Below are 22,980 nucleotides of genomic sequence, written 5' to 3'. Positions count from 1 at the left end.
AAAAAATGGCTCGGTTTTTTGATAATGGAAAAGTAGTGGACTTATCTAATCATGGATTAACTGATGATGCTATAGAGCTGCTAGTTAAAACTATTAAACACCCTGACAAAAAAACTCATTTGAATCTTAAAGGTAACAGTATTGAAGATCAAGGAATAAAATATATTACTAATAAGCTAAAAAATTTGAAGGTTTTAGATCTTTCAGATTGTAATATTACTGACAAAGGAGTGGAATTTATTGTTAATCAACTAGAAGGTTTGGCAGGATTAAACCTTTCAGGTTGTAATATTACTGACAAAGGAGTAAGAGATATTGCTTTAAATACGTCATCTCTAAAATCTTTGAGCTTTTCAAGTCATGAAATTACTGATGTAGGAGTAAGAAGTATTACAACTTTTATGTCACATCCGAAATGTTTAAAATCCCTAGAACTTTCTAGCAATAGTATTACTGATGTAGGAGTAGGGTATATTACTAGAAATCTGTCGTCTTTAAGTTCATTAAGCCTTTCTAGTAATAGTATTACTGATGTGGGATTAAAGTATATTGCTAAAAATCTGCCATCTTTAAGTTCATTAAGTCTTTCTAGCAATAGTATTACTGATGAAGGGGTAAGATATATTGCTCAAAATTTACCGGCTTTAATGTCCTTGAATCTTTTAGATTGTAAAAAAATTACTGATGTAGGAGTAAGAGATATTGCTAAAAATCTGCCATCTTTAAGTTCATTAAGTCTTTCTAGCAATAGTGTTACTGATGAAGGGGTAAGAGATATTGCTAGAAAACTGTTATCTTTAAATTCATTAAGTCTTTCTAGCAACAGTATTACTGATGTAGGAGTAAAGTATATTGCTAAAAATCTACCGAAGTTAACGTCATTGGATTTTTCTAATTGTAGAAAAATTACTGATCAAGGAGCGATAAGAGTTATTAAAAGTATGTTTTTAAAAGAACTAGGTCTTTCTGGTTGTGATATTACAGATAGGGCATTGACACATCTTTGTAATCAAAGTTATAAAAGAGAGGGCTTTTTTAACAACATTTGTGAAGCTAAATTGCCTGATGAGAGAAATTCTACCTTTAGTAATGTGGGAGGAGATACAATGTGGGGGGGGCGCTCACTTAACCTTTCTAATTGTAAAGGAATTACTGATGTAGGGGTATCGTATGTCGCTCATTGTAGATTCTTGGAAGAACTTAATCTTTCAGGTAGTAGTGTTACTGATAAAGGATTGAAATATATTGGTTTTGGGCTATACAATTTAAGGATCTTGGACCTTTCAAATTGCTCTGATGTTACAGATAAAATTATAGTTCCTCTCCTTATAAATAACCTACCTAAATTGGAATTTTTAAACGTTTTGGGTTGTAATAATATTTCTATAGCTATGTTAAATTCGACTATCAGGCTACGTCCAAGATTATTATCATTAAAAAGTGACATGAGCATATATAAAGATGACTTTAATACTGTGGATTTATCTTACAGTAAATTATCTCTATCAGAGCTTATAGAAAGGGTGAATTTATTTTTAAAACTAAAAAGAACAATTAATAAATTAAACCTGGAGGGTAACAATATTAAACAATTTCAGCTCAAAAGCATAATATCTCTTCTAAGTTCTAACGAAATATGTCAAAGCCTGAAGTCATTAAACCTTTCGGGTTGTGAAATTGATGATAAAGGATTGGAGGTTATTACTAAAGAACTGACACATTTGAAGACTTTAATTCTAGCAGGTTATAGTGCAGGTAGCTTTTTAGAAGGATTGTTTGCAAATGGTAGAATGCCAAATTTGAGAACTTTAGTCCTTGCTGATTGTAATATGGAGGTTGATATGGTGGTGGCTTCTCGTATCACTCAAAAGTTCCAAAATTTAGAATCACTAGACCTCTCGGGCTGTAGAATTAGTGATAAAGGATTAGAAATTATAGCTAAAGGGTTAACACGCTTGAAAACTTTAATTCTCGCAAATTGCGATATGGCTAGCATTAATGATGGATTGTTAGCGATTGGAGGAATGTCAAATTTGGAGTCTTTAAATTTTTCAAGTTGTGGAGAAGGTATAAATGACAACATCATGCATTATGTAGCTAGAGCTTTACCAAATTTAAAGTTGCTCAATATTGCTTACTGTAAAATTACTGCTCAAGGGGTAAAAACTATTGCAAACAAACTAAGAGGATTGAGTTCGTTAAATCTTTCAGGTAGTAACATTAGTGAGATGGATGCGCGTATACTTGCTCAACAGCTAAACTGCTTAGAATTATTAGATCTTTCAAACTGTCAGAATATTGACGATAAGATGCTAGGGACCTTAACCAAAGAGTTTCCACATTTGGCATTCAAGAGTCTAGATTGTAAAAATTTAGGCTTTAAGACAAAGAGCTCAAAGTTATTAATAATAGGGTTTTAATGCCTAAAATGTCTCATATTTGTAAAGATCATTGCTATACCAGCTTTGTTTGCAGCGTCGATTACTTCTTGATCATTTTTTGAGCCACCTGGTTGAATCACAGCTTTTGCTCCTGCTCTGATACACTCTTCTAAACCATCAGCGAAAGGAAAAAAAGCATCAGAAGCAACTACAGAGTTTGTAGATCCAGCATGTACTTGAGCTTTTTCAGCCCCAATCCTTGCAGAATCAACACGACTCATTTGTCCAGCTCCAATTCCTACAGTTTGAGTATCTCTAGCATAAACGATAGCATTTGATTTAACATATTTGACTGCTTTCCAAGCAAACATCAAATCCGCCCATTCTTGCTCGCTAGGAACTCTGTTTGTAACTACCTTACAGTCTTGTATCGTAATGCTACCGTTATCATAGGATTGAGATAGTAAACCTCCGTGAATATTTTTACTAATCATACGTGATGATTTAGTATCAAAATTTTGACCTGTTTCTAAAACTCTTAGATTTTTTTTACTTGCTAATATTTCTAGAGCTTTAGGTGTGTAGCTAGGAGCTATTATTACCTCTAGGAATATTTTTCCTAATGAATTTGCAAACTCTTCATCAACTTCGCAGTTAAATGCAACTATACCACCAAACGCTGAAATAGGATCGCACGATAAAGCTTTTTGCCACGCTTTATAAGCACTTTCACCTGACGCTACACCGCATGGATTAGCATGTTTAATAATCGCACAAGATGGTTCTGTAAACTCGCATACCATTTCAAATGCACCATCTGCATCGTTGATATTATTATAAGATAATTCTTTTCCTTGTAGTTGTTTGGCGTTTGTTATACTTACTGTGTTAGAGTTTGTAGCGTATACAGCAGCTTTTTGGTGTGGGTTTTCGCCGTACCTAAGTACTTGTTTCAGAGTGCCTACAGAAAAAAGTTTTTCAGGATATTCTTCTTTTAACTCTTTGGAAAACCAGTTGGCTATATGACTATCATACTCTGCCGTATGTGAAAAAGCTTCTAAAGCTAGTTTTCTACGAGTTTCTAAAGTAGTAGAACCCTTATTTTCTGCCATTTCTTTTATTATGGTTTGGTATTGATTCGGATTAGTGACGATAGTAGTATGCTTGTGGTTTTTTGCACATGAACGAACCATAGAAGGTCCACCAATATCTATATTTTCTATACAGGTTTCAAAATCAGCACCTGAAGCTACAGTGTTAACAAAAGGATATAAATTAACTACAACCATATCTATTTCACTAATATTATTTTCTTGCATAGCTTTGATATGCTCAAGGTTATCTCTATCAGCCAAAATACCACCATGAATTAGAGGGTGCAAGGTTTTAACTCGACCATTCATAATCTCAGGAAAAACAGTATGTTCTGAGACATCTTTAATTTTTAGTCCAGCATCTTTTAGAGTTTTAGAAGTTCCACCTGTCGATAAAATCTCAATACCATATTTAGCTAATTGATTTGCAAAATCTACTATACCAGTTTTATCCGAGACAGATATTAAAACCCTTTTGATCTTTTCCATTTTTATTCCTTGTGAATTTAGAATATTTATAAACCTTCGGTACTCATTATAACAATTTTATTATAACAATTTTGGAAAGAAAAAAACTATAGTTAGTTTGCCTTAATAAAGATTGCACTAGCAAAATTAGTACTAATATATTAGTATATTAGACATCTAAATTTTAAATCTCAAAAAATTCAAATAAATGTCAAATATCGTAATCGTTGGTGCCCAGTGGGGCGATGAAGGTAAGGGTAAAATAGCAGATACTTTAGCAGAAAAGTCAGATTTGGTCGTTCGTTACCAAGGTGGTAATAATGCTGGCCATACTCTTGTTGTAGATGGTAAAAAAACATTTTTACATCTTATACCATCAGGTGTTTTGCATAAACATACTAAATGTGTAATAGGTCATGGAGTAGTTTTAGATCCAGTAGCTCTTGACCAAGAAATCACTAGATTATTAACAAATGGTGTGGAAATCTCTCCTAAAAACCTGTTTGTTTCTGAATCATGCGTTGTTATTACTTCTTATCATAAACTTTTAGATGCGGTTAGAGAAAATAATACTAATGAGAAAATAGGTACAACAGGTAAAGGTATTGGCCCAGCGTATGAAGATAAAGTTTCTCGTAAAGGTATAAAGTTTAAACATTTATTTGATAAAGAACAGTTAAGAACGAGACTTGTTAATAGCTTATCGGAAAAAGAAATTTTGTTTAAAGATTTGTATAAAGTTGAGTATCCAAGTTTAGAAGAAGAGCTAGAAAGATTGTATAATTTAGGACAAAAACTAAAGCAATATGCAGCAGATACTTTTTCTATAATTGATGGAGCTATTTCACAAGGTAAAAATATTGTTTATGAAGGAGCTCAAGGCGTATTGTTAGACATTGACTATGGTACCTATCCTTTTGTTACATCTTCGAATACTTCAGTAGCAGGTGTTTATTCAGGTGCGACAACAGCCGGTCATAATTTGGACCATGTAATTGGTATTACCAAAGCATATACTACTAGAGTTGGTGAAGGACCTTTCCCTACAGAGCTTTTTGATGATATCGGTAAATTTATCCAACATAAAGGTGGGGAAATAGGTGTAACTACAGGTAGAATCCGTAGATGTGGTTGGTTAGATTTACCACTTTTAAAATATTCTGCTAAATGCTCTAATTTAACATCTATAGCTTTAACAAAAATTGATGTACTTTCAGGTATGGACACTTTGAAAATATGTGTTGGTTATAATTATGAAGGTAGAGAAATCGATTGTGCTTACCCTGGTATTGATTTAGCTAAAGTTGAGCCTATATTAGTCGATTTAGAACCTTTTACTATCCAAGAAAAAATTACTCAAGATAATATACCAGAAGCTCTTAAAACATATTTAGAAATGATCGAAAAACATGTAGGCATTCCTATATCCGCAGTTGCTTATGGGCCATCTAGAGAACAAATTTTATTTTTAGAAGATTATTTTAAATAAAGGTTAAGTGTAATGAGTTATTCTGCGTATGATACAGATGTGTACATAACTAGTGAAGAAATAGAAAAAGAAGTAACAAAGCTTGCTCAAAAAATAAATAAAGATTATGAGGGGCAAGAACTTACTTTAATATGTGTGCTTAAAGGCTCATTTATGTTTTTTGCAGACCTTGTTAGAAAATTACGTGTAGACTTAAGAACCCAATTTGTAACAGCTTCATCATATGGTTCTGGTACTAAAAGCTCAGGTAAGGTAAATTCAACAGTAGAAGCTTTGAAAGAAGAGCATATTAAAGATAAGAATATAATAATAGTTGAAGATATTGTTGATACTGGACATACTTACCATAGATTGCTAGAAGGGGTTAAAAATTTCCAACCTAAAAGTCTAAAATTTGCAACTTTATTATTTAAGCCGGCAAGATTAGAAAGAGAGGTGGTTTTAGACTATGTTTGTTTTGAAATAGAAGATAAATTTATAGTCGGTTATGGTTTAGATTATGATGAAAGATTTAGAGAGTTGCCATATATAGGTTTGATAAAGTAGTACATCTTTCTAAAGTTCACCGAATTCTAAACATAAGTGTAAAAAACAAGAGCTTGCAAAAATTTCATTACGTACAAATAATCGTTCCAAAGATTTAGTAAATATCACCTTTAATGTTTATAATATAACTATATTTAATGTATCGTAGGTAGATATATGAAAGTTCTAATAGTTGGTGCTGGCCCTACAGGTCTTACTTTAGCTGTAGAATTAGCTTATAGAGGTATCGATATTCGAATCGTTGAAAAAAGAAAAAATGCTTCTAATTTATCTAGAGCTATAGGCATCCAGCCAGCTACTTTAAAGAGATATGAACATTTAGGAGATATTAAACAAAATATACTAGCGGAAGGTGTACACATACCACACGTAAATATTTTTCGTTATGATAAACTTCTAGTAAGTATAGATCTAAAAAAATATTTGGCTGATGATGAGCTTATGATCTCATTGCCTCAAGATAGAACAGAAGCAATTATAGAGCAGAGATTAAAAGAACTTGGTAGAGAAGTTGAATATGGTGTTGAGCTAAAAAGCTTGCATCAAAATGATGATGCCACAGTTACAGCAGAGTTTTTAAATGCTAAAGATGAAACTTTTGATTATGTGGTTGGTACAGATGGAGCTCATAGCAAAGTTAGAGAATTAGCAGGGATTGAGCAACAAGGTTATGTATTGCCTGATACATGGTATATAGCAGATTTTTATGCCAAGTCAGAAAATATTGACGCAGCTACAGTTTCAAATACTAAAGCAGGCTTGTTTTTTATGATGAGAATGGCTGATAAGAGATATAGAATTGTTTCCAACCATGAGATAGATTTAAAAAAATTACCGTATAACCTAGAAGTTGATAACGTTTATCGTCAAGGTAGCTTTAAAATATCTATTAAGCAAGCTAAGCAATATTTCAAAGGACATATTATCCTCTGTGGTGATGCAGCACATACTCATTCTCCTGTTGGTGGTAGGGGTATGAATCTAGGTATAGCGGATGCATTTGCTGCAGCCAAAGCTATTGTAACAGGCAATTTAGCAGCTTATAATGATAAGCAACATGCAAAAGGCAAAGAGATAATAAATATGACGGAGCGTGGTAGAAAGTTTATTATGTCGCAAAGCCAAGGTAACGCATGGCTACTTAGGTTAATCCTTCTTATATTGTCTAAGACTCCATGGCTACAGCGGAAATTTGCTAAGACTATAGTTACTTTTTAGTAATTAGTTGATCATGAGAGAGTCTTCAAAACCATATATGACGGCACTTTGATAACAAAGTATGAGTAAATAAACTCCAAGAAATTTACAGTGGTACTATTAAAAATTTGCAAATCTATATTATATAACTAATAGATAAAAGATAGTAAGTCTCGCGCATTAGCGGTTAGTAGTTACAAAAACAAATGATTAGAAAATAAAACTGTTTGAGCCAGTTTTTTAAATTGGTGAGTTTTTTATTTTCCATTTGTTTGTGAGTACGTTAGCGTAGTGCTAGGCAGTTTTGCATACTTTTTTTGCCATGAAAAAAGTATGTCGCTTTAGCTTACGCAGTAAGCAGCGAAAACTATTTTATTTATAAAAAATAATTCTTTGACTTTTGCAGGGAGCTAAACAAAAGAGTTTATATTGTTAAAAAAACCTACTTTTTAGAATACTTATAAGATATAAACCACATATGATAGTTGTTATAAGAAAGCTAATCGGTATATCTATATAGTATGCTGTAGCTATACCGACCCAAACTGTTAGTAAAGAAATTATAGTGCTTAAAAAGATTGGTTTATAAAAGCCATCAACCCATTGTGTTGCGATAGCCCCTGGTCCAATTAATAAAGAAAAAATTAGTAATATCCCAACTACCTGACAAGCCATAGACACAGTAATAGCTATAGCTATAAAAAGTGCTACAGAAAGTAGTTTATTTGGTATTTGTTTTGCTTCTGCAAATACAGGATCTAGAGAAGATATAAAAAGAGGTCTAGCAATAATTGCTAGTAGAATAATTGTAAATATTGCTAATCCTATTAGCACATATATTTGTTCAATAGATACTGCTAGGATATTTCCAACAAGTATAGTCATTACTGAACCAGAATAACCTGTTTGGTATAAAAAAAGGAAATAAGTACCCAAGCCTAAGAAGAATGTTAAAACGATTCCTATAGCAATATCGTTTTTTTTGATTTTATCACCAAAAGCTCCCATGAGTATACCAGCTATTAGGTTGATAACTAATTGACCAGTCATGGGCGAGAGATTTATTAATACAGCTCCAGCAGCTCCAGTAAGGCTAATATGTCCTAAAGCATGAGATGCAAATGATAATCTACGAATTATCACGAAAAAGCTTATGGCTCCACACATAACCGCAATAATACTTCCAGCAATAAAAGCATTTTGCATAAAGGTATAGTTAAACACAGATATCCTCCTGTAAGCAAGGCAATTCATCACAGTAGTGGCAAGCACCGTCTTTAAAATGGATAAAAGCATCTAGCTGGGAACTTATTTCTTTCATGTCATGAGATATTATTAACAAAGTAATATTCTCTTTTTTATGTATTTCTTTTAGGCTTGCAATAAATTTTTGTTTTGCATTAGGATCTAAATCTGATAGTGGCTCATCAAGCAAAAGTATTTTCGGTTCGTTTATTAGAGCTTGAATCAAAAATATACGTCTTTTTTGACCACCAGATAGGTCTTTGAAAGGTTTTTTGATATATTCTTTAGTTTCAGTTAGTTCTATAAGATAATTTAGTTTCTTTTTAAACTCTCTACTAAAGAAAGGCAAGCCCCAGGATTTTGGTTTAAAACTGTATTTTATTAGTGTCAAACCAGAAGTTTTTTCCTCATAATTAATTTCACGTTCTTGTGGGATATAGCTAATAGAGTTTATATCTATTTTTCCATCATTTATGGTGATTTCTCCAGAAATAGCAGGTATTTTTTTGAGGATAGTTTTGAAAAATGTTGACTTGCCTATACCATTTTTTCCGACTATTCCTACCCATGCATTAGTTGGGACATTTAAATTAAGAGGTTGGCTTAAGGGAACATTCTTATAGCCGATAATCAGATTTGAGCATTTAATCATTTTGAGCTGTCTTACTATTTTCTTTAGCTTGCTTTAATGCTTTTGCTGTAGTATTTAAAGTTTCAATCATCCAGCTTATAACATTTTTATCTGCAGGCATGGTTTCTGTAACTCCAACTACAGGAATATCGTTTTTACCAGCAACACTTAATATATTTTTGGTAGTGTTGTCTGTAACTTGTTTGTTGTAAAATAATACTTTGACTTCTCTATCAGCAAAAAGCCTTTGGTAATCTATTACCATTTTTGGACTGGGTTCTGAATCATTCATGATAACCCATTGGAAATCTAAACCTTTCATATCTAAGCCAAGAGCTGTAGCCATATAACCAAACAGAGGCTCTGTTGCAGTAACAGGGGTACCTTTATATTTTTTATTAATTTCGGTTACAAGCTCAAACACCTTTTTATATTTTTGGTTAAAGGCTTGATAATTTTTACTGTATAAACTACTATTTTCTTCATCCATTTCAGAAAAAATAAGTTCTAATTTTTCTGCTAAAGCAGGAAAAGTTTTTGGGTCATACCATAGATGGGGATTAATGCCTAAATTTGAAGTTTTTTCAAAATCACTTAAATCTTCTACTTTAATTACTCTTGCATTTTTATTGCTTTTTAAAATAGAGTCCACCCATGAATCATAATCTGCTCCATTGTAAATAATTACATCAGCATCAGCCAGTAGTTTGGCGTTTTTTACTGATGATATAAAAGTATGAGGGTCCCCATCAGCGTTACTGATAATATTTGCAACATCAACATTATCTCCACCAATCAGACTAGCAACACTGCCATATTGGTTTTCTGCAGCTACGACATTAATTTTTTCAGCAAAGGTTAAACTACAAAATCCAATAAATAGCAGTAAAAGATATGATAGCTTTTTCATTATATAACTTTAGAAAATATTTGTTTAAATAAAAATAATAAATTAAATAATTAACTGAGTAAAGCACTATTGTTAGCTTCTAGAGTCTTTTATAAAAAAACCTATTATAAAAGAAAAAAACATTAATATAGGGATAGCTAGCATAGTTACTTTAAATGCAAAAAGTTCATGATGTGATTGGCTTATATAGTTAATAATCTCTCCTGTTAGTGGCTGTAGGACTCCGCCGCTAAGAGGTAAAAATAAATTTACTAAAGCTAAAGCTGTGGCAATGCGTGTTAGCGTAACTGTATTTCTTAATGCTGAAAAGTTAAGTACGTGAACTGCTTGAACACCACCAAATAATAAACATAATATGAAAACTATATATACGTTAGTATTTATGTACAGTAGTAATATAACTACAAATATTCCTAAAAAAGGAGCTATTATAAGAGGCTTTCGTTCTCCATCTAATAACGTAGCGATCATACCCCAGATGGGACTAAATATAGCGACACCTATAAAAATTAAGGATGTGCAAATCCCAGCATTGTATTGAGAAAAACCTAACAATTTTAAATATTTTATTCCCCATAAATCAGCAAATAGTACAGTAGTTCCATAAATAGTGAAGCAGTATATACCGTTGAGCCAAATTTGTTTATTTTGTAAAACTTCCATTAAACTGGTTAAAGATTTAGTTTGTTGCCTCTTAAAAAGTATATTTTTAGAAAATTCTGGGTGGGTCTTAATTATGAAAATACTTAGTAAGAAAGTAATGATTGAAACTAAAAAGACCCCGCTCATAATCATTGAAATATTAAAATATTTTGATAATACCACAAGAGGGGCTGCCGATAACATTGCGCCAAAATATAAAAAAAATTGAGTAAGCCCAGTAAATAAAGGAAATAGTCGCGGAGGCAACCAAAGGGATATACTTTTAAAAGCACATAAAAATGCAAATCCTCCTCCTAATCCAGCAAGGCTACGATATATAATAATACCATTAAGAGAAGTTGCTACGGTGGCAATAAATATTGAAACGCTAAAAATTAGTGTGCTTACAATCATGACTCTTTTTATACCAAATTTATCTACTAATAATCCTGCAGGTAGTTGAGCAATTACATATGTTAGATAAAAGGCAGAGCTAGATAAAGAAATATCTTGAGCAGACATATTGTACGGGGAGATAGAAAAAGAGTGATATAATGCTCCGCTAGAGGATCTTATGAAATATTCTAGAGCATAGAAAAAAGCACAAATAAACCAAATACTTAACCCTAAGGTTTTTACTTTTTCCTTTAACATCAAAATGCTCCATATTTATTGTTTAGGTGATTCTATAGGTATTATCCTAGTATTATTTCCAGCAAATAAGATTGTTACTTGATCGCCTACATGAAGATTTTTATCATCTTCTTGTAAGACTGCAATTGTACTACCATCTTTAAGCTGTATGGTAAATTGGTAAGCTCCAGAAGACGTTAAAGCTTTTTCAGTTACACCTCCAGCGATGCCTCCAACTATGGCGCCACCTATAGAGCCTGCTATGCGTCCAAGTGTGCTGCCACCGCCAGCAAGCGCGCCTCCAAGACCGCCAGCAAACCCGCCTACTTGTGTACCAATATTGTCTTGGCCTTTAATATTAACTTTTTGGATATCAATAATCTTACCTTGTTCTACTTGAGAAACTTGTCCTACTGAATTAGCTGAGTAGGTTGGTCCGGAGCTAGTGCAGCTAACTAGAATCACAGATATAATAGTTAATAAAATTATACTGTAAATTTTTTTCATCGAACAGGCTCCATAAATTAACTAGTACCACAGGTATAATAGTTAATAAAATTATACTACAAATTTTTCTCATTGAATAGGCCTACTAAATTGAAAGTCTAATGGCTATAGTTGCTACTCTTTTGCCTAGAGTTTTACATATCCTAATTTCGTCATCAGATAGTGTTTTATTAGCTGAAAATGTGTTTAAATGTGATGCACCATAAGGGGTTCCTCCTGTACGAGTATGTTCCAAAGCTTGCTCGCTGTATGGTATACCGACTATCAAACAACCATGATGCATAAAGGGGATCATCATTGATAGTAGAGTACTTTCATGTCCTGCGTGCATCCCTGAAGCAGCTGTAAAAAAGCCTACAGGTTTATCTATTAAGTTACCTTTAAACCATAAATCACTATGTTTTTCTAGGAAGTGTTTAAGTGGTGAGGCCATATTACCAAAGTAAGCTGGGCTGCCAACAATTAAACCATCACAGTTAGCAAGATCCTCTTTTGTTGCAAATAGATCGCCACTTTCTGGGATGGAGGGTTCAGTTTTTTCTACATTGACAGAAATGTTTGGTACTGTACGAATCGTTGCTTCAGCTCCAGTAGCTTCAACACCAAGAGCTATCGTATGAGCCATTTTTTTTGTACTTCCACCTTGGCTGTAGTATATTATTAGTATGTTTTTCATTGCTGTGTTTCTATGTTTATTAATATCGAGTTATACAAAAAGTATCTACTAGTTTTTAAAAACTATTGGATATGGGTCTTTAAAGAATATGTCCGTAAAGATTGTCCAACTGTAGCAGCCTCTATGACACTTATTAGTTTATTTGCTATCGTACCAACTTTCTTTATAATAATAAACATTTTGAATATTTTTAATGTATTTAATTCGCTTTCTAGCAATATTCAAACATTCTTGTTCGAAAATATGCTTCCAGCTACAGCTGCAACTGTACAGGAGTATATTTTAAGTATTTCTAATAATATGACTTCCTTACCGGTACTTTCTGTATTCTTTCTTGTTTTAATTATATTTTTAATGATTAAAAACCTGGAAATGACTTTAAATAAAATCTTTTTTGTTAAAAAATCTCGTCCAATGATACAAAGCTTATTAGTATATTGGGCATTAATGACAATGGGCCCTTTACTATTAGGGTTTGTTTTTATTTCTAGCACGTATATATTATCTATGGCATGGTTTTTTGATGGTATTGGGGCTAAACAATATTTTTTGAACTCTTTATCGATAACGTTCCTGACAGCAGGTTTTTTTGTGGTTTATAAAATACTTCCGAATACAAAAATTAACTCATGGATAGCTTTAGTAGTTGCTTTATTTGTAACTATAGTTTTTTTTATAGCAAAAAGGATATTTTCTTTATACATGTTTTATGTGCCTACATATTCAGTTATTTATGGCTCTTTATCACTAATTCCAATATTTATTCTATGGGTGTACGTAATTTGGCATATTACTTTGTTAGGTGCAGTTATGATCAGGGCTATACAGTATATGAAAATCACTTTAGACTTCAAAAAAGAGGTCAAAAGAGATGATTTAAGTATTGGAATAAACATTCTAAAAGAGCTATATCTGGCTCAAAAAGAGCAGTTGGATGGTATATTAATAGATGACATCTATAAAAAGATGTCTGTAGCAGATTATGATAAAATAAAAAAAGTACTTTATGCTTTAGAAAGCAGTAGTATTATACGGATAGATGCAAATGATAAGTGTTTTATTAACTGTGATATATTTGGTATTAGTTTACATCAAGTATATTTAGCCTTTAGACCAACGTTGAATTTTAAAACGAGTTCATTTAGGAAAATTAATGCCATAAAATCGCAGTTGTATAAAGAACTTGATGTGAAATTATATGAATGTTTTAACTAGGTGATTTAGATGCTTTTAAACTTTCTTGATTATTTTGCTTTAGTAGTTAATGTGTTGTACACAGTGTACCTTGCTAGATTAAAGGTATGGTCATGGTCTTTGGGTATAGTGGGTGCCATTGCTCTTTTGATTTTATTTGCTCTCAAAGGAATTTATTCTCTTGTTTTATTACAAACTGTTTATGTAGGTTTTTTTAGCTTTGGCTGGTATAAGTGGTCTAGCCAAGGGATAAAAGGTGAAAAACAATCTATTAGATGGATGAATATAGCTGATTATCTACACTATAGTTTTTATACAATAGCGTTATGTTTATTATGTTTAGGGTTTAATTGCCTTACAAATTCAAGTGATATTGTATCCACTGGTATTCTAACGGGTATAACATTTACAGCTATTATTATGACTATACAGAAATTTATGGAAAATTGGATAGTTTGGATAATCTCAGATTTGTATTTTGTTGTAGTAATGTATCAGCAAGGATTGTATGGTCAAGTTATTCAGAATTTTATATTTTTTCTTACAGCAGTATATGGGTTTTACTATTGGTATACTAACACAAAGGTCGCTAAAAACTAGACTATGATAGTAAAAGTCGCTTTAGCAGTTCCACCGTCTTATTTACTGGATTATAAAGTAGATGGACAAAACTTAGATTTATTTGACAGAGTCTTAGTACAAGTTGGTAAGCGTCAACTTATAGGCTTTGTTGTAGCTAAAGATGTTACAGTGGATTATGAAACCACTAAAATAAAACCAATAATTAAATTGCTTGATAAACCTATAAGTTTACAAATGCAAAAGATTATCCAATGGATAGCTAATTATTACTGCTGTGATCTATATAGTGCAATACGTTTGGCTTTACCCAACGACTATTTTAGAGATGAAATTATAGCACCGAGCCAAGAGGTTTTTGTGTATGTTGATCAAGCTAGGTTGCAAGACCATAAGCCTACACTTAAACAGCAGCAGCTATTAGCAAGTTTTAAACAAAGAGAAATTATTAATTTTGAAGAACTAAAAAAATTAGGTTCTATTTACGTTATTAATAAACTTCTTGAGAAAGGAATTTTATTAAAGAAGACACAGTTGAAAAGTTTACCTGCAAAAATTGGTAAAGGCGATAGTTCTAAAAAATTAACTATAGAACAACAAAAAGCTGTAGAAACTATTTTAAGTGTAGATATCTTTGAAGTTTTCCTACTATATGGTGTAACAGGTAGTGGTAAGACTGAAGTTTATTTACAAACTATTGATAAATATCTAGAAAACTTACAACAAGTTTTGGTTTTAATTCCAGAGATAAATCTTACACCACAAACTGTAAGTAGATTTGAACAACGCTTTAATGATAAAAAAGTTGTTGTGTTACACTCTAAATTAAGTGAAAAAGCACGTTTGACAAATTGGTATAATATAAAAGAGGGTAATGCTGATATTGTAATCTCAACTAGAAGTGGTGTTTTAGCAGATTTTAAAGACTTAGGTATAATTGTGGTAGATGAGGAGCATGATACCTCATTTAAACAACAAAACAGCACTATACGCTATAATGCTCGTGATGTGGCTATATTCAGAGCAAAAGAGCTAAATATCCCTGTTATATTAGGTAGCGCTACTCCCTCTATTGAAAGCTATTATAATGCTCTAACACGTAAGTACAAGCTTTTAGAACTTAAAAACAGAGCTCTTAATAACCACACAAATGAAATTAAACTTGTAGATTTAAAATCAGCAATTGTAGATAACGGTATAAGCAATACGCTTTTTTCGCTTTTGGAAAAAAATATTAATTCTCACCAGCAGTCATTAATTTTTGTAAATAAGCTTGGCTTTGCAAAAGCTTTAGTGTGCAAGAGCTGTGGGGTCGCAGTTGAATGTAAAAAGTGTGATAAACCATATACATTACATACTCAACCCTATCAGTATTTAGAGTGTCATTTTTGTGGCACACGTAAGCCGCTAGTTGTTGTATGCCCTTGCTGTGGAGGAGAGTTGTTTACTTATGGTGTAGGAACCGAAAAGATCCAATCTCGGCTAGAGGCTAAATTCCCTTATAATAAAATCATTCGCTTTGATAGAGCTAACGTTAAAACCATAGATGATCTTGATAGCATAAATAAAATGATTAGCTTAAATATGGTTGATATTGTAGTCGGTACGCAAATGATAGCTAAGGGTCATCATTTTGAAAACATTACTTTAGTTGGGCTAGTTAATATAGATGCTGGATTATATAGTACAGACTTTCACGCAATAGAAAAAACTGCCCAAATGATTGTGCAGGTATCAGGGAGAGCTGGCAGAGCAGATAAAAAAGGATTGGTTTTATTACAAACTTATCAGCCAGAAAATAAGCTTTTACAATTATTGGTGAATAAGGACTATTTGGAATTTTTAGATTATTTGCTAGAACAAAGAAAATATGCAAATTATCCACCATATAGTTATCAAGCTCAGGTGATTGCAGAATCCAGAAAAGAAACTAATATCTTAGAGTATTTAAATACTTTACATAGTCATATAACTTTTGCCAATGATATTACGATATCAAAACCGTTACCGGCATTACATTTAAAGAAGAATAATATTTACAGATACAGTTTATTAGTGACATCACCATCTCGCAAGCATATAAATACTTTAATTAGGTGGATAAAAAGTACCACAGAAAAGCAAACACTTAAATCAATAAAATTATACTTTGATATAGATCCAGTGGAATTAGCTTGAACCATTTATAATATCTACTTTTTTATATATGTTTTTCTACTTAAGTGTTTAGTGAGAGCTATATTTTTGGCATAAAACGGAAAATCTATTGTTGTATTGTTGTAGCACAGGATATTTATCCTCACAATTTTGTAGCTCAATTAGCTTCTCTATTCGCTTACTTATATTATTCCATTTTTGCATCAGTTGATTATACGAGTCTTTATTAAGGTGTAATGCTTCTTGAGCTTTTAAGATTTTATTTTTGAGCATATTTAAGTCATTATTATAATCTTTATACTCCATGTTATTTTTAACATATATATTCTGATATTGACGTGACTCTATGGTTTGCTTTTTAATTTCATCTTGAATAGTGCATTTAGCTTTTTCAAACCCAGAATATCTCTCTTTATAATCTGAATAATCTTGCTCATACATAGAGACTCCAGAATTCTTTTTTATATATGCATCTAGTTCTTTATCTAAAGAGTCAAGTTTATTTTTTATATGATTAAAAGATTTTTCAAGGTTTTGGATAGTCCCCATCTTTTTTGAATATACATCATAATTTTTATCAAAATTCAATCGGTTGTCGCTTATCTTTAATTCTACATCTTTTAATAAAACTTCATCGTTCTGTTTCTCCTTTATAATAGTAGGCCATTCGGACACTAAATTATCAAGAGAAGAAATAATTGAATCTAGTTTGCGAAAATGATATTCAATCGCAGCATCTTTAATTCCCATCACGTTCTTTTTGAAATCTTCCGCCTGCATACGATGCTTTTCATTTGCGATCAAACTTAGAGCTTCGTTACGAGAGTATTTTAAATATTTACCATTTATGTTTAAGAAATTTCTCCATATCGGAATAATATTTTGTACGAACTGTATTTTATTTTTATCAGTATATGACGATCTTAAGTCCTCTATTCTTTTAAAGGTATTTTTGTATTGTTGAACATCACTAGGTCTATATTGCTCAACGTTGAATATATGCTTTGCATATACACATTGTAACCATTTTATGACTATCTGACTAAAGAACGAGTAATATTCTTTATTATTATTTTCATTTATCTCAAGAACAAGATAAATAAATATATTATTAATTGCTAATAAGATATTAGGCATGGGAGATACTTGATTGAAATTTACTTTTATTAGGTCATTACTTAACCCAGATATTATATCATGTATTGTATAAATAAAGGTAAAAGCAGCAAATATAGGATCTAAAAGGTTATTTTTTAGACTAGGAGTATTAATAGTGTCTTTTGATATTGCAATTGAAGATGGGTGAAATTGAGAAAGGTTTGACACGTATATAGCATTTTCTAGTTTTTGAGATGAGTGTATAAAATCATTTTCCAAACGTTTTAATTTTCTAATAGCGTTTTCTAGTGCCATACATGATGATTGTTTACTAGATTTCGGACCGTTCTTTCTAATATTAAGTGCTTGGTTAAAACCAATCTCAAGTTGATTAATTAATTCTATACATGAGAGGTTCATTTTTAGAAGAGATTTAGCATGATGAAACCCAAAATCTTTATTTGAAACTTCTTCATATCTTGAATTTATTTGCTCTAATATGACAGGGTTTACCATTTCCAAAGTTTTTCTGTAAGGTTCAAATTCTACCATATCTATTTACCAATATTTTAAATTTAACAAGTATTGGTATTAAATAATAACACAACACATCTAAGATTGTATCGATAAAATTTAATAAATAATTTCAAAATGGTTTCAAATGTAGTCTATAATAATTGTATTAGCAAATAATTTATTAGGTAAAACGATGAAAAAGTGTTTAATTACTCTGACTGGAGCCTTAGCAATTTTATCGCCAAATATTTATGCAAATAGTATCAATAAAGATACTATTCTTTTCGTTTGTGGAGGGAACACTGGTCGTAGTGTTATGGCTGAGTGGTATACAAAACATACATATAAGGATCTTGATACTTTTTCAAGAGGATCCGGAATTGACCCTAATGATGAAGTAACAACAGAACCTTATGCTGAAGAGCTTATACTTAAAAATAATGACGCAACGAAAAAAGAAATTAGTTTACATCGCGCCACACCAATTGCACTTACTGATATTTATAAGGCAAATATTGTTCTTACGATGGGTACTAAATATAGCGATAGACTAAAGAATACTATTGATAGGGAGTGTTCTGATTTTAACTTAAATTATTCAAATAGAAGTTTTAATAAGGATCAGTGGATTGCAATGTGTAATGATAAAGATCAATTAAAGGCAAAAATATATACGCTAATTGGATGTGCCACAGGAGCAGATGGAGATATACCTGACGCATATGGGCAAAATAAAGAATTTTATATTGACGTTAGAAACCAAATTACTCAAAATATAGATGAAATTATTCCTACTTATGTTAAAACTGGTCAATGTCCATACCCAATAATAATTCAAAAATAAAAACAAATTTATCAGATAAAAGACGGTCGGTTTAACCGCAGATATCCATATAGCTTGTCGAAATGGGTTTGTTAAAGTATAGTAAACCCTTGGTATCTGTTATAAAAATCAATAATTTGTTTATGTTTCATATGAGTTTTTTCTTTTAATTGTGATTCATTATATGAACTTCTTAAGTTGCGAATTTTCGGGCAAGTAAAGCAGGGGTAATAATTATGTGTTTCTAACTTATCAAAATATCATCATAACTTGTTAAAATAACTGTATATGAGATAGTATTTTTAATTTGTATTATCTCATGTAATAATAGTAAAGTTAAAAAGGAATGATTATATGTCAATTAACAATAGTGATATGGTTGTTCATATTATTTATGGTTATCATGAATCTACTATGAACTTACCTAATTTATCTCCTGACGGCTATGTTCAATCACAAATCGAAACAATAAAAAGTTATGCTAATTCTCTGGTGCAGCATAAAGTAGGACAAAGGCATTTAGTAGTTTGCCCTGAATATTTTTTAACTTATAAAGACAATAATCATTCTGGCTCCACAAAGGAGGAGTACAAGAAATATCTTATTGGACTTTCAAATATCCCGTCATATGTTATTCTAGTCCCTGGTACATGCGTTCGTAAAAAAACAGTCAATAGCGCTTACGATGATCTTCTAGACCTTCACACTAGTTTGGTCCAAAAAAAGGATAAAGATAAGGATGAAACTATTTCACAACAAATACAAGATGTTGAGAAAGAGCTTTATCATCATAAGCCACGTTTAGTAAATAAGTATCCGCAGTTAAATTCATTAGCTAACTACCGTTATCAGGTTTACAAAAACGCCTTTGATGATAAAAAATCTAGTTTACAAAATACTTATGTGGTTAATAGCGTAAGTAATTCAGATACTACAAATTTTATAAAAAATGAATATAGTAAATTTGATGTTAATAATATTAAGAAAATGAGTTTCGTATTTAATACCTTGAATGTCATTTATAATAAAAAAAATATATATAAGTATAATAAACGAAGCTTCTGGAATGAGAAAAAATCGCAAGTTGATTCAATCTATATGCCTTTAAATTTAAACTATGGCCATACATTAACGCTTGATAATCAGATAAATTTTTCTTTTGAAATATGTTTTGATCACAGATTAAAAATTCGATACAATGATATAAAAAATAATCAGGCAAAACCCTCAGATTATCATATAGTTCTATCTGACACTGTCAGTAATCATTTAGATACTTATCTAGCTCCGTATCTTGTTCACAGTAGTACAGAAAGTCGTAGTTCAGGACTTTTTGTTTGGGATGGTGGTTCTTACGTTAAACATCCTCTCTGTTCATATGCGTCAATTTTAAATAGTGTAACTAATGTAAAATATAGAGTTAACATTCATTATTCTTATTCTTATACAGATAAACAAAAGCTAAATAATAACTTTAATCTGTTATTTTCGGCTTTAAATAATAATGATGTAAAAAATATAACCGATTATATTAGGCAGACCTTATCTTTAAATCTTAGTCATTGGGAAACAGAGAAAGTTTTAGCTGCAAAAGATCGTAATGGTACACCTGGGTTACTTTTGGTTTTGGAGAATGGTCATGCTGCAGCAGTTAAAGCGTATATTGGTGGTATTAGAAATACACCTATGATCGATAAAGATATGCTTTTAGCTGCAAAAGATCGTGATGGTACACCTGGGTTACTTTTGGCTATGGAGAATGGTCACACTGCAGCGGTTCAAGCGTATATTGATAGTATTAGAAATATACCTATGATCGACAAGGATATGCTTTTAGCTGCAAAAAATCGTGATGGCACCCCTGGGTTGTACATGGCTTTGCAAGAAGGTCATACTGAAACTGTTAAAGCGTATATTGAAGGTATTAGAAATATACCTATGATCGACAAGGATATGCTTTTAGCTGCAAAAGATCGTGATGGTACACCTGGGTTGTACGTGGCTTTGGAGGGTGGCCATGCTGAAGCAGTTAAGGTGTATATAGAAGGTATTAAAAACATGTCTATAAACGATAAAGATATGATTTTAGCTGCAAAAGATCGTGATGGTACACCTGGGTTATTCATAGCTTTGCAAGAAGGTTACACTAAAGTTGTTGAAGTGTATATTGATGGTATTAGAAATATACCTATGATCGATAAGGATATGCTTTTAGCTGCAGAAGCTATTGATAGTACGCATAGTACGCCTGGGTTATTCATGGCTTTGCAAGAGGGTCATGCTGAAACCGTTAAAGCGTATATTGATGGTATTAGAAATATACCTATGATCGATAAGGATATGCTTTTAGCTGCAAAACGTAATGATGGTATACCAGGATTAAACCTGGCCTTACAGAAAGGTCATGCTGAAACTATTAAAGCGTATATTGAGGGTATCGATAATACACCTATGGTCAATAAAAACCTACTCTTAGCTGCAAAACGTAATGATGGTATACCAGGGCTAGTTATGGCTTTGGAAAAAGGTCACGTTGAAGCAGTTAAGGTATACATTAAGGGCGTTGAAAATGCAACAGGGGTAAACAAAGAAGTACTCTTAGTCCCGAAAGATAGTAATGGTACGCCTTGGTTATACCTGGCCTTGCAAAAGGGTTCTCGTATGGAAGCTGTAGCACAATATTTACAAATCGAAGATACGGATCAAAATATTGCTTACTCTATACTGTCAAGTATAAAAGGATCAAGAAAAGACTTAAAAAATAAACTATTAGACTGGTCGAGGAATTATAATTCAAACCACATTAAGTTGAAAAAGGATTATCAATTACTTATTAGTTTGCTTTCTTCTAATAGATCAAATTTTTTTAAAGTAGAGGTTTCAGATTCATTGAAAGAGCTTAACCGCGTTAGTCATTGGAAGTAACATACAATTCAATTAGTCAGCAATTACTGCTGCTGTAATATTGGTAAAATAAAGGCGCATAAAAAAAACTATAAATAAATACCTATCCAGGCTGTTGAATTAATCTTTAAACATTAACTTACTCACCTTACGCAAAAGATTGTAAGTTTTAAAAAGATATTTAGAATACTGATCATAGAAAAAAATTGTATTATCTAAGAAATGGACAAGGATTTACTAGACATATACACAGATTATCTTATAAGCCAAACTAAGTATGCTACGGCTACAAAATTATCAGATATATTAGATCAAGAAGTATCCCATGACAAAATAACAAGGTTTTTAAACAAGTCAGATTTAACAAGCTTAGAATTTTGGAAATATATAAAGCCTTTAGTTAGAAAACATAACAGCGAATACGATGTTCTTTGTTTGGATGATACAATTAGTGAAAAGCCAAGTACAGATGAGAATGATATAGTCTGTTGGCATCACTCTCATGCTAAAGGTGTTCATGTAAAAGGTATTAATATAGTCTCATGTATGCTTAGTACATCAAATTTATCTATTCCTATAGACTATGAAATAGTGAAAAAGGATGAGCGATATTATGATGAAAAAGATAAGCGGTATAAAAGAAGATCTAAAGTTACTAAAAACCAAATATTTCAAAACATGATAAATCGAGCAGTTATTAATCATGTTAAGTTTAAATATATTTTGGCAGATAGCTGGTTTTGCTCTAAAGATAATATGAATTTCATACATCACACATTATCGAAGAAATTCATACTTGGTATGAAGTCAAATAGAGTTGTTGCCTTGAGTGATTATGCTAGAAATAGTAAGGATTTTATTAAACTCTCTGAACTTGATATTGCTGATGGAGAATCTTTAAAGATATGGCTTAAAGATATGAATTTCCCTGTACTTTTAACAAAAAAGATTTTCATAAACGAAAACGGTACAAAAGGAATTTTATATCTTGTAACAAATGATTTAGAAATAGATTCTAATCAGTTATATTATGACTATCAAAAAAGATGGCAAATAGAGGTTTATCATAAATCAATTAAGCAAAATACTTCTTTATCAGCCTCGCCAACTAAAGTTGAGAAAACTCAAAGAAATCATATTTTTGCTCATTAGTGGCTTTTTGTAAACTAGAAATGCTCAAGATAAAAACTTCACTAAACCACTTCGCTCTGAAATATAAGCTCTTGGTTAGAGCTAATGCTATTGCTCTTAAGCAACTATATGAAATTAGAAATTCATAAGTAACATGCG

General features: G+C 31.7%; 17 protein-coding genes and 1 pseudogene. 10 read left to right on the top strand and 8 right to left on the bottom strand.

Annotated elements, in window-relative coordinates:
* Positions 1 to 5 precede the first annotated feature (5 nt).
* A complete protein-coding gene (locus E3E15_RS07215) occupies positions 6 to 2,420 on the top strand; it encodes a leucine-rich repeat domain-containing protein (protein WP_172107118.1) in 2,415 nt (804 codons plus the stop codon).
* On the opposite strand, the gene purH is transcribed toward E3E15_RS07215, so the two are convergent.
* A complete protein-coding gene (gene purH / locus E3E15_RS07210) occupies positions 2,417 to 3,964 on the bottom strand; it encodes a bifunctional phosphoribosylaminoimidazolecarboxamide formyltransferase/IMP cyclohydrolase (RefSeq protein ID WP_172107117.1) in 1,548 nt (515 codons plus the stop codon). The two genes, E3E15_RS07215 and purH, sit on opposite strands and share 4 nt — an antisense overlap.
* Before the next feature lie 187 nt (positions 3,965 to 4,151).
* Between purH and E3E15_RS07205 the strand changes: the two genes are divergently transcribed.
* The 3 genes from E3E15_RS07205 (at position 4,152) to E3E15_RS07195 (ending at position 7,196) form a co-directional block, all read left to right on the top strand.
* The gene (locus E3E15_RS07205; RefSeq protein ID WP_172107116.1) at positions 4,152 to 5,432 is read left to right on the top strand and encodes an adenylosuccinate synthase; all 1,281 of its coding nucleotides are present in this window, start codon (positions 4,152 to 4,154) and stop codon (positions 5,430 to 5,432) included.
* 12 nt (positions 5,433 to 5,444) lie between these two features.
* The gene (gene hpt / locus E3E15_RS07200; RefSeq protein WP_035720365.1) at positions 5,445 to 5,978 is read left to right on the top strand and encodes a hypoxanthine phosphoribosyltransferase; all 534 of its coding nucleotides are present in this window, start codon (positions 5,445 to 5,447) and stop codon (positions 5,976 to 5,978) included.
* A 156-nt stretch (positions 5,979 to 6,134) separates the two neighbouring features.
* A complete protein-coding gene (locus E3E15_RS07195) occupies positions 6,135 to 7,196 on the top strand; it encodes an FAD-dependent oxidoreductase (RefSeq protein ID WP_172107115.1) in 1,062 nt (353 codons plus the stop codon).
* Positions 7,197 to 7,607: 411 nt separating this feature from the next.
* Here the strand turns inward: E3E15_RS07195 and E3E15_RS07190 are convergent, their stop codons facing one another.
* The 6 genes from E3E15_RS07190 to wrbA form a co-directional block, all read right to left on the bottom strand.
* Positions 7,608 to 8,429, bottom strand: coding sequence for a metal ABC transporter permease (locus E3E15_RS07190; protein ID WP_245313682.1), 822 nt, complete (start codon positions 8,427 to 8,429; stop codon positions 7,608 to 7,610).
* Positions 8,392 to 9,072, bottom strand: a complete 681-nt coding sequence (locus E3E15_RS07185) for a metal ABC transporter ATP-binding protein (protein WP_172107113.1) — start codon at positions 9,070 to 9,072, stop codon at positions 8,392 to 8,394. The genes E3E15_RS07190 and E3E15_RS07185 overlap by 38 nt, the downstream gene beginning before the upstream one ends.
* Positions 9,065 to 9,961: a metal ABC transporter solute-binding protein, Zn/Mn family gene (locus E3E15_RS07180; protein WP_172107112.1), complete on the bottom strand. Its 897-nt coding sequence runs from the start codon at positions 9,959 to 9,961 to the stop codon at positions 9,065 to 9,067. Before E3E15_RS07180 ends, E3E15_RS07185 begins: the two co-directional genes overlap by 8 nt.
* Positions 9,962 to 10,033: 72 nt before the next feature.
* Positions 10,034 to 11,257, bottom strand: coding sequence for an MFS transporter (locus E3E15_RS07175; RefSeq protein WP_172107111.1), 1,224 nt, complete (start codon positions 11,255 to 11,257; stop codon positions 10,034 to 10,036).
* Positions 11,258 to 11,272: 15 nt separating this feature from the next.
* On the bottom strand, positions 11,273 to 11,743 hold the full coding sequence (locus tag E3E15_RS07170) for an outer membrane lipoprotein (protein WP_172107110.1): 471 nt from the start codon (positions 11,741 to 11,743) through the stop codon (positions 11,273 to 11,275).
* An 85-nt stretch (positions 11,744 to 11,828) separates the two neighbouring features.
* Positions 11,829 to 12,419, bottom strand: coding sequence for an NAD(P)H:quinone oxidoreductase (wrbA, locus tag E3E15_RS07165; RefSeq protein WP_172107109.1), 591 nt, complete (start codon positions 12,417 to 12,419; stop codon positions 11,829 to 11,831).
* Between the two features lie 12 nt (positions 12,420 to 12,431).
* Here wrbA and E3E15_RS07160 point away from each other — a divergent pair, with 12 nt between their 5' ends.
* Genes E3E15_RS07160 through priA form a run of 3 tightly spaced genes read left to right on the top strand, consistent with a single transcriptional unit; the run spans position 12,432 to position 16,370 of the window.
* Positions 12,432 to 13,634 carry a YhjD/YihY/BrkB family envelope integrity protein gene (locus E3E15_RS07160; RefSeq protein WP_172107108.1) on the top strand — a complete coding sequence of 401 codons (1,203 nt, stop codon included), beginning with the start codon at positions 12,432 to 12,434 and terminating at the stop codon, positions 13,632 to 13,634.
* Between the two features lie 9 nt (positions 13,635 to 13,643).
* Complete coding sequence (gene pnuC, locus E3E15_RS07155; protein ID WP_172107107.1) at positions 13,644 to 14,213, top strand: nicotinamide riboside transporter PnuC; 570 nt, start codon at positions 13,644 to 13,646, stop codon at positions 14,211 to 14,213.
* Positions 14,214 to 14,216: 3 nt separating this feature from the next.
* Positions 14,217 to 16,370, top strand: a complete 2,154-nt coding sequence (gene priA, locus E3E15_RS07150; protein WP_172107106.1) for a replication restart helicase PriA — start codon at positions 14,217 to 14,219, stop codon at positions 16,368 to 16,370.
* A gap of 48 nt (positions 16,371 to 16,418) precedes the next feature.
* Here the strand turns inward: priA and E3E15_RS07145 are convergent, their stop codons facing one another.
* Positions 16,419 to 17,999 (bottom strand): hypothetical protein, encoded by a 1,581-nt coding sequence (locus E3E15_RS07145; RefSeq protein ID WP_172107105.1) that lies wholly within the window; start codon positions 17,997 to 17,999, stop codon positions 16,419 to 16,421.
* 157 nt (positions 18,000 to 18,156) lie between these two features.
* On the opposite strand from E3E15_RS07145, the gene E3E15_RS07140 reads away from it, so the two are divergent.
* The 3 genes and pseudogenes from E3E15_RS07140 to E3E15_RS07130 all read left to right on the top strand — a co-directional run bounded on the left by E3E15_RS07140 (position 18,157) and on the right by E3E15_RS07130 (position 22,970).
* Positions 18,157 to 18,807 carry a low molecular weight phosphatase family protein gene (locus E3E15_RS07140; RefSeq protein ID WP_172107104.1) on the top strand — a complete coding sequence of 217 codons (651 nt, stop codon included), beginning with the start codon at positions 18,157 to 18,159 and terminating at the stop codon, positions 18,805 to 18,807.
* A gap of 333 nt (positions 18,808 to 19,140) precedes the next feature.
* Entirely contained in the window at positions 19,141 to 21,711 is a 2,571-nt protein-coding gene (locus E3E15_RS07135; protein WP_172107103.1) for an ankyrin repeat domain-containing protein, read from the top strand.
* 201 nt (positions 21,712 to 21,912) lie between these two features.
* A pseudogene (locus E3E15_RS07130) lies at positions 21,913 to 22,970 on the top strand (IS701 family transposase).
* The last annotated feature ends 10 nt before the right edge of the window (positions 22,971 to 22,980 follow it).

Source organism: Allofrancisella frigidaquae (assembly GCF_012222825.1).
GTDB lineage: Bacteria > Pseudomonadota > Gammaproteobacteria > Francisellales > Francisellaceae > Francisella > Francisella frigidaquae.
The sequence above is the reverse complement of the archived record's forward strand: the minus strand, read 5'-3'. Positions and strand labels throughout refer to the sequence as shown.

Coding starts and splice junctions, on each gene's coding strand:
- priA (WP_172107106.1), top strand. CDS start 14,217: ATGATAGTAAAAGTCGCTTTAGCAGTTCCACCGTCTTATTTACTGGAT.
- wrbA (WP_172107109.1), bottom strand. CDS start 12,419: ATGAAAAACATACTAATAATATACTACAGCCAAGGTGGAAGTACAAAA.
- E3E15_RS07140 (WP_172107104.1), top strand. CDS start 18,157: ATGAAAAAGTGTTTAATTACTCTGACTGGAGCCTTAGCAATTTTATCG.
- E3E15_RS07180 (WP_172107112.1), bottom strand. CDS start 9,961: ATGAAAAAGCTATCATATCTTTTACTGCTATTTATTGGATTTTGTAGT.
- E3E15_RS07160 (WP_172107108.1), top strand. CDS start 12,432: ATGTTTATTAATATCGAGTTATACAAAAAGTATCTACTAGTTTTTAAA.
- E3E15_RS07205 (WP_172107116.1), top strand. CDS start 4,152: ATGTCAAATATCGTAATCGTTGGTGCCCAGTGGGGCGATGAAGGTAAG.
- E3E15_RS07185 (WP_172107113.1), bottom strand. CDS start 9,072: ATGATTAAATGCTCAAATCTGATTATCGGCTATAAGAATGTTCCCTTA.
- E3E15_RS07170 (WP_172107110.1), bottom strand. CDS start 11,743: ATGAAAAAAATTTACAGTATAATTTTATTAACTATTATATCTGTGATT.
- pnuC (WP_172107107.1), top strand. CDS start 13,644: ATGCTTTTAAACTTTCTTGATTATTTTGCTTTAGTAGTTAATGTGTTG.
- E3E15_RS07175 (WP_172107111.1), bottom strand. CDS start 11,257: ATGTTAAAGGAAAAAGTAAAAACCTTAGGGTTAAGTATTTGGTTTATT.
- purH (WP_172107117.1), bottom strand. CDS start 3,964: ATGGAAAAGATCAAAAGGGTTTTAATATCTGTCTCGGATAAAACTGGT.
- E3E15_RS07195 (WP_172107115.1), top strand. CDS start 6,135: ATGAAAGTTCTAATAGTTGGTGCTGGCCCTACAGGTCTTACTTTAGCT.
- E3E15_RS07215 (WP_172107118.1), top strand. CDS start 6: ATGGCTCGGTTTTTTGATAATGGAAAAGTAGTGGACTTATCTAATCAT.
- hpt (WP_035720365.1), top strand. CDS start 5,445: ATGAGTTATTCTGCGTATGATACAGATGTGTACATAACTAGTGAAGAA.
- E3E15_RS07145 (WP_172107105.1), bottom strand. CDS start 17,999: ATGGTAGAATTTGAACCTTACAGAAAAACTTTGGAAATGGTAAACCCT.
- E3E15_RS07190 (WP_245313682.1), bottom strand. CDS start 8,429: ATGAATTGCCTTGCTTACAGGAGGATATCTGTGTTTAACTATACCTTT.
- E3E15_RS07135 (WP_172107103.1), top strand. CDS start 19,141: ATGTCAATTAACAATAGTGATATGGTTGTTCATATTATTTATGGTTAT.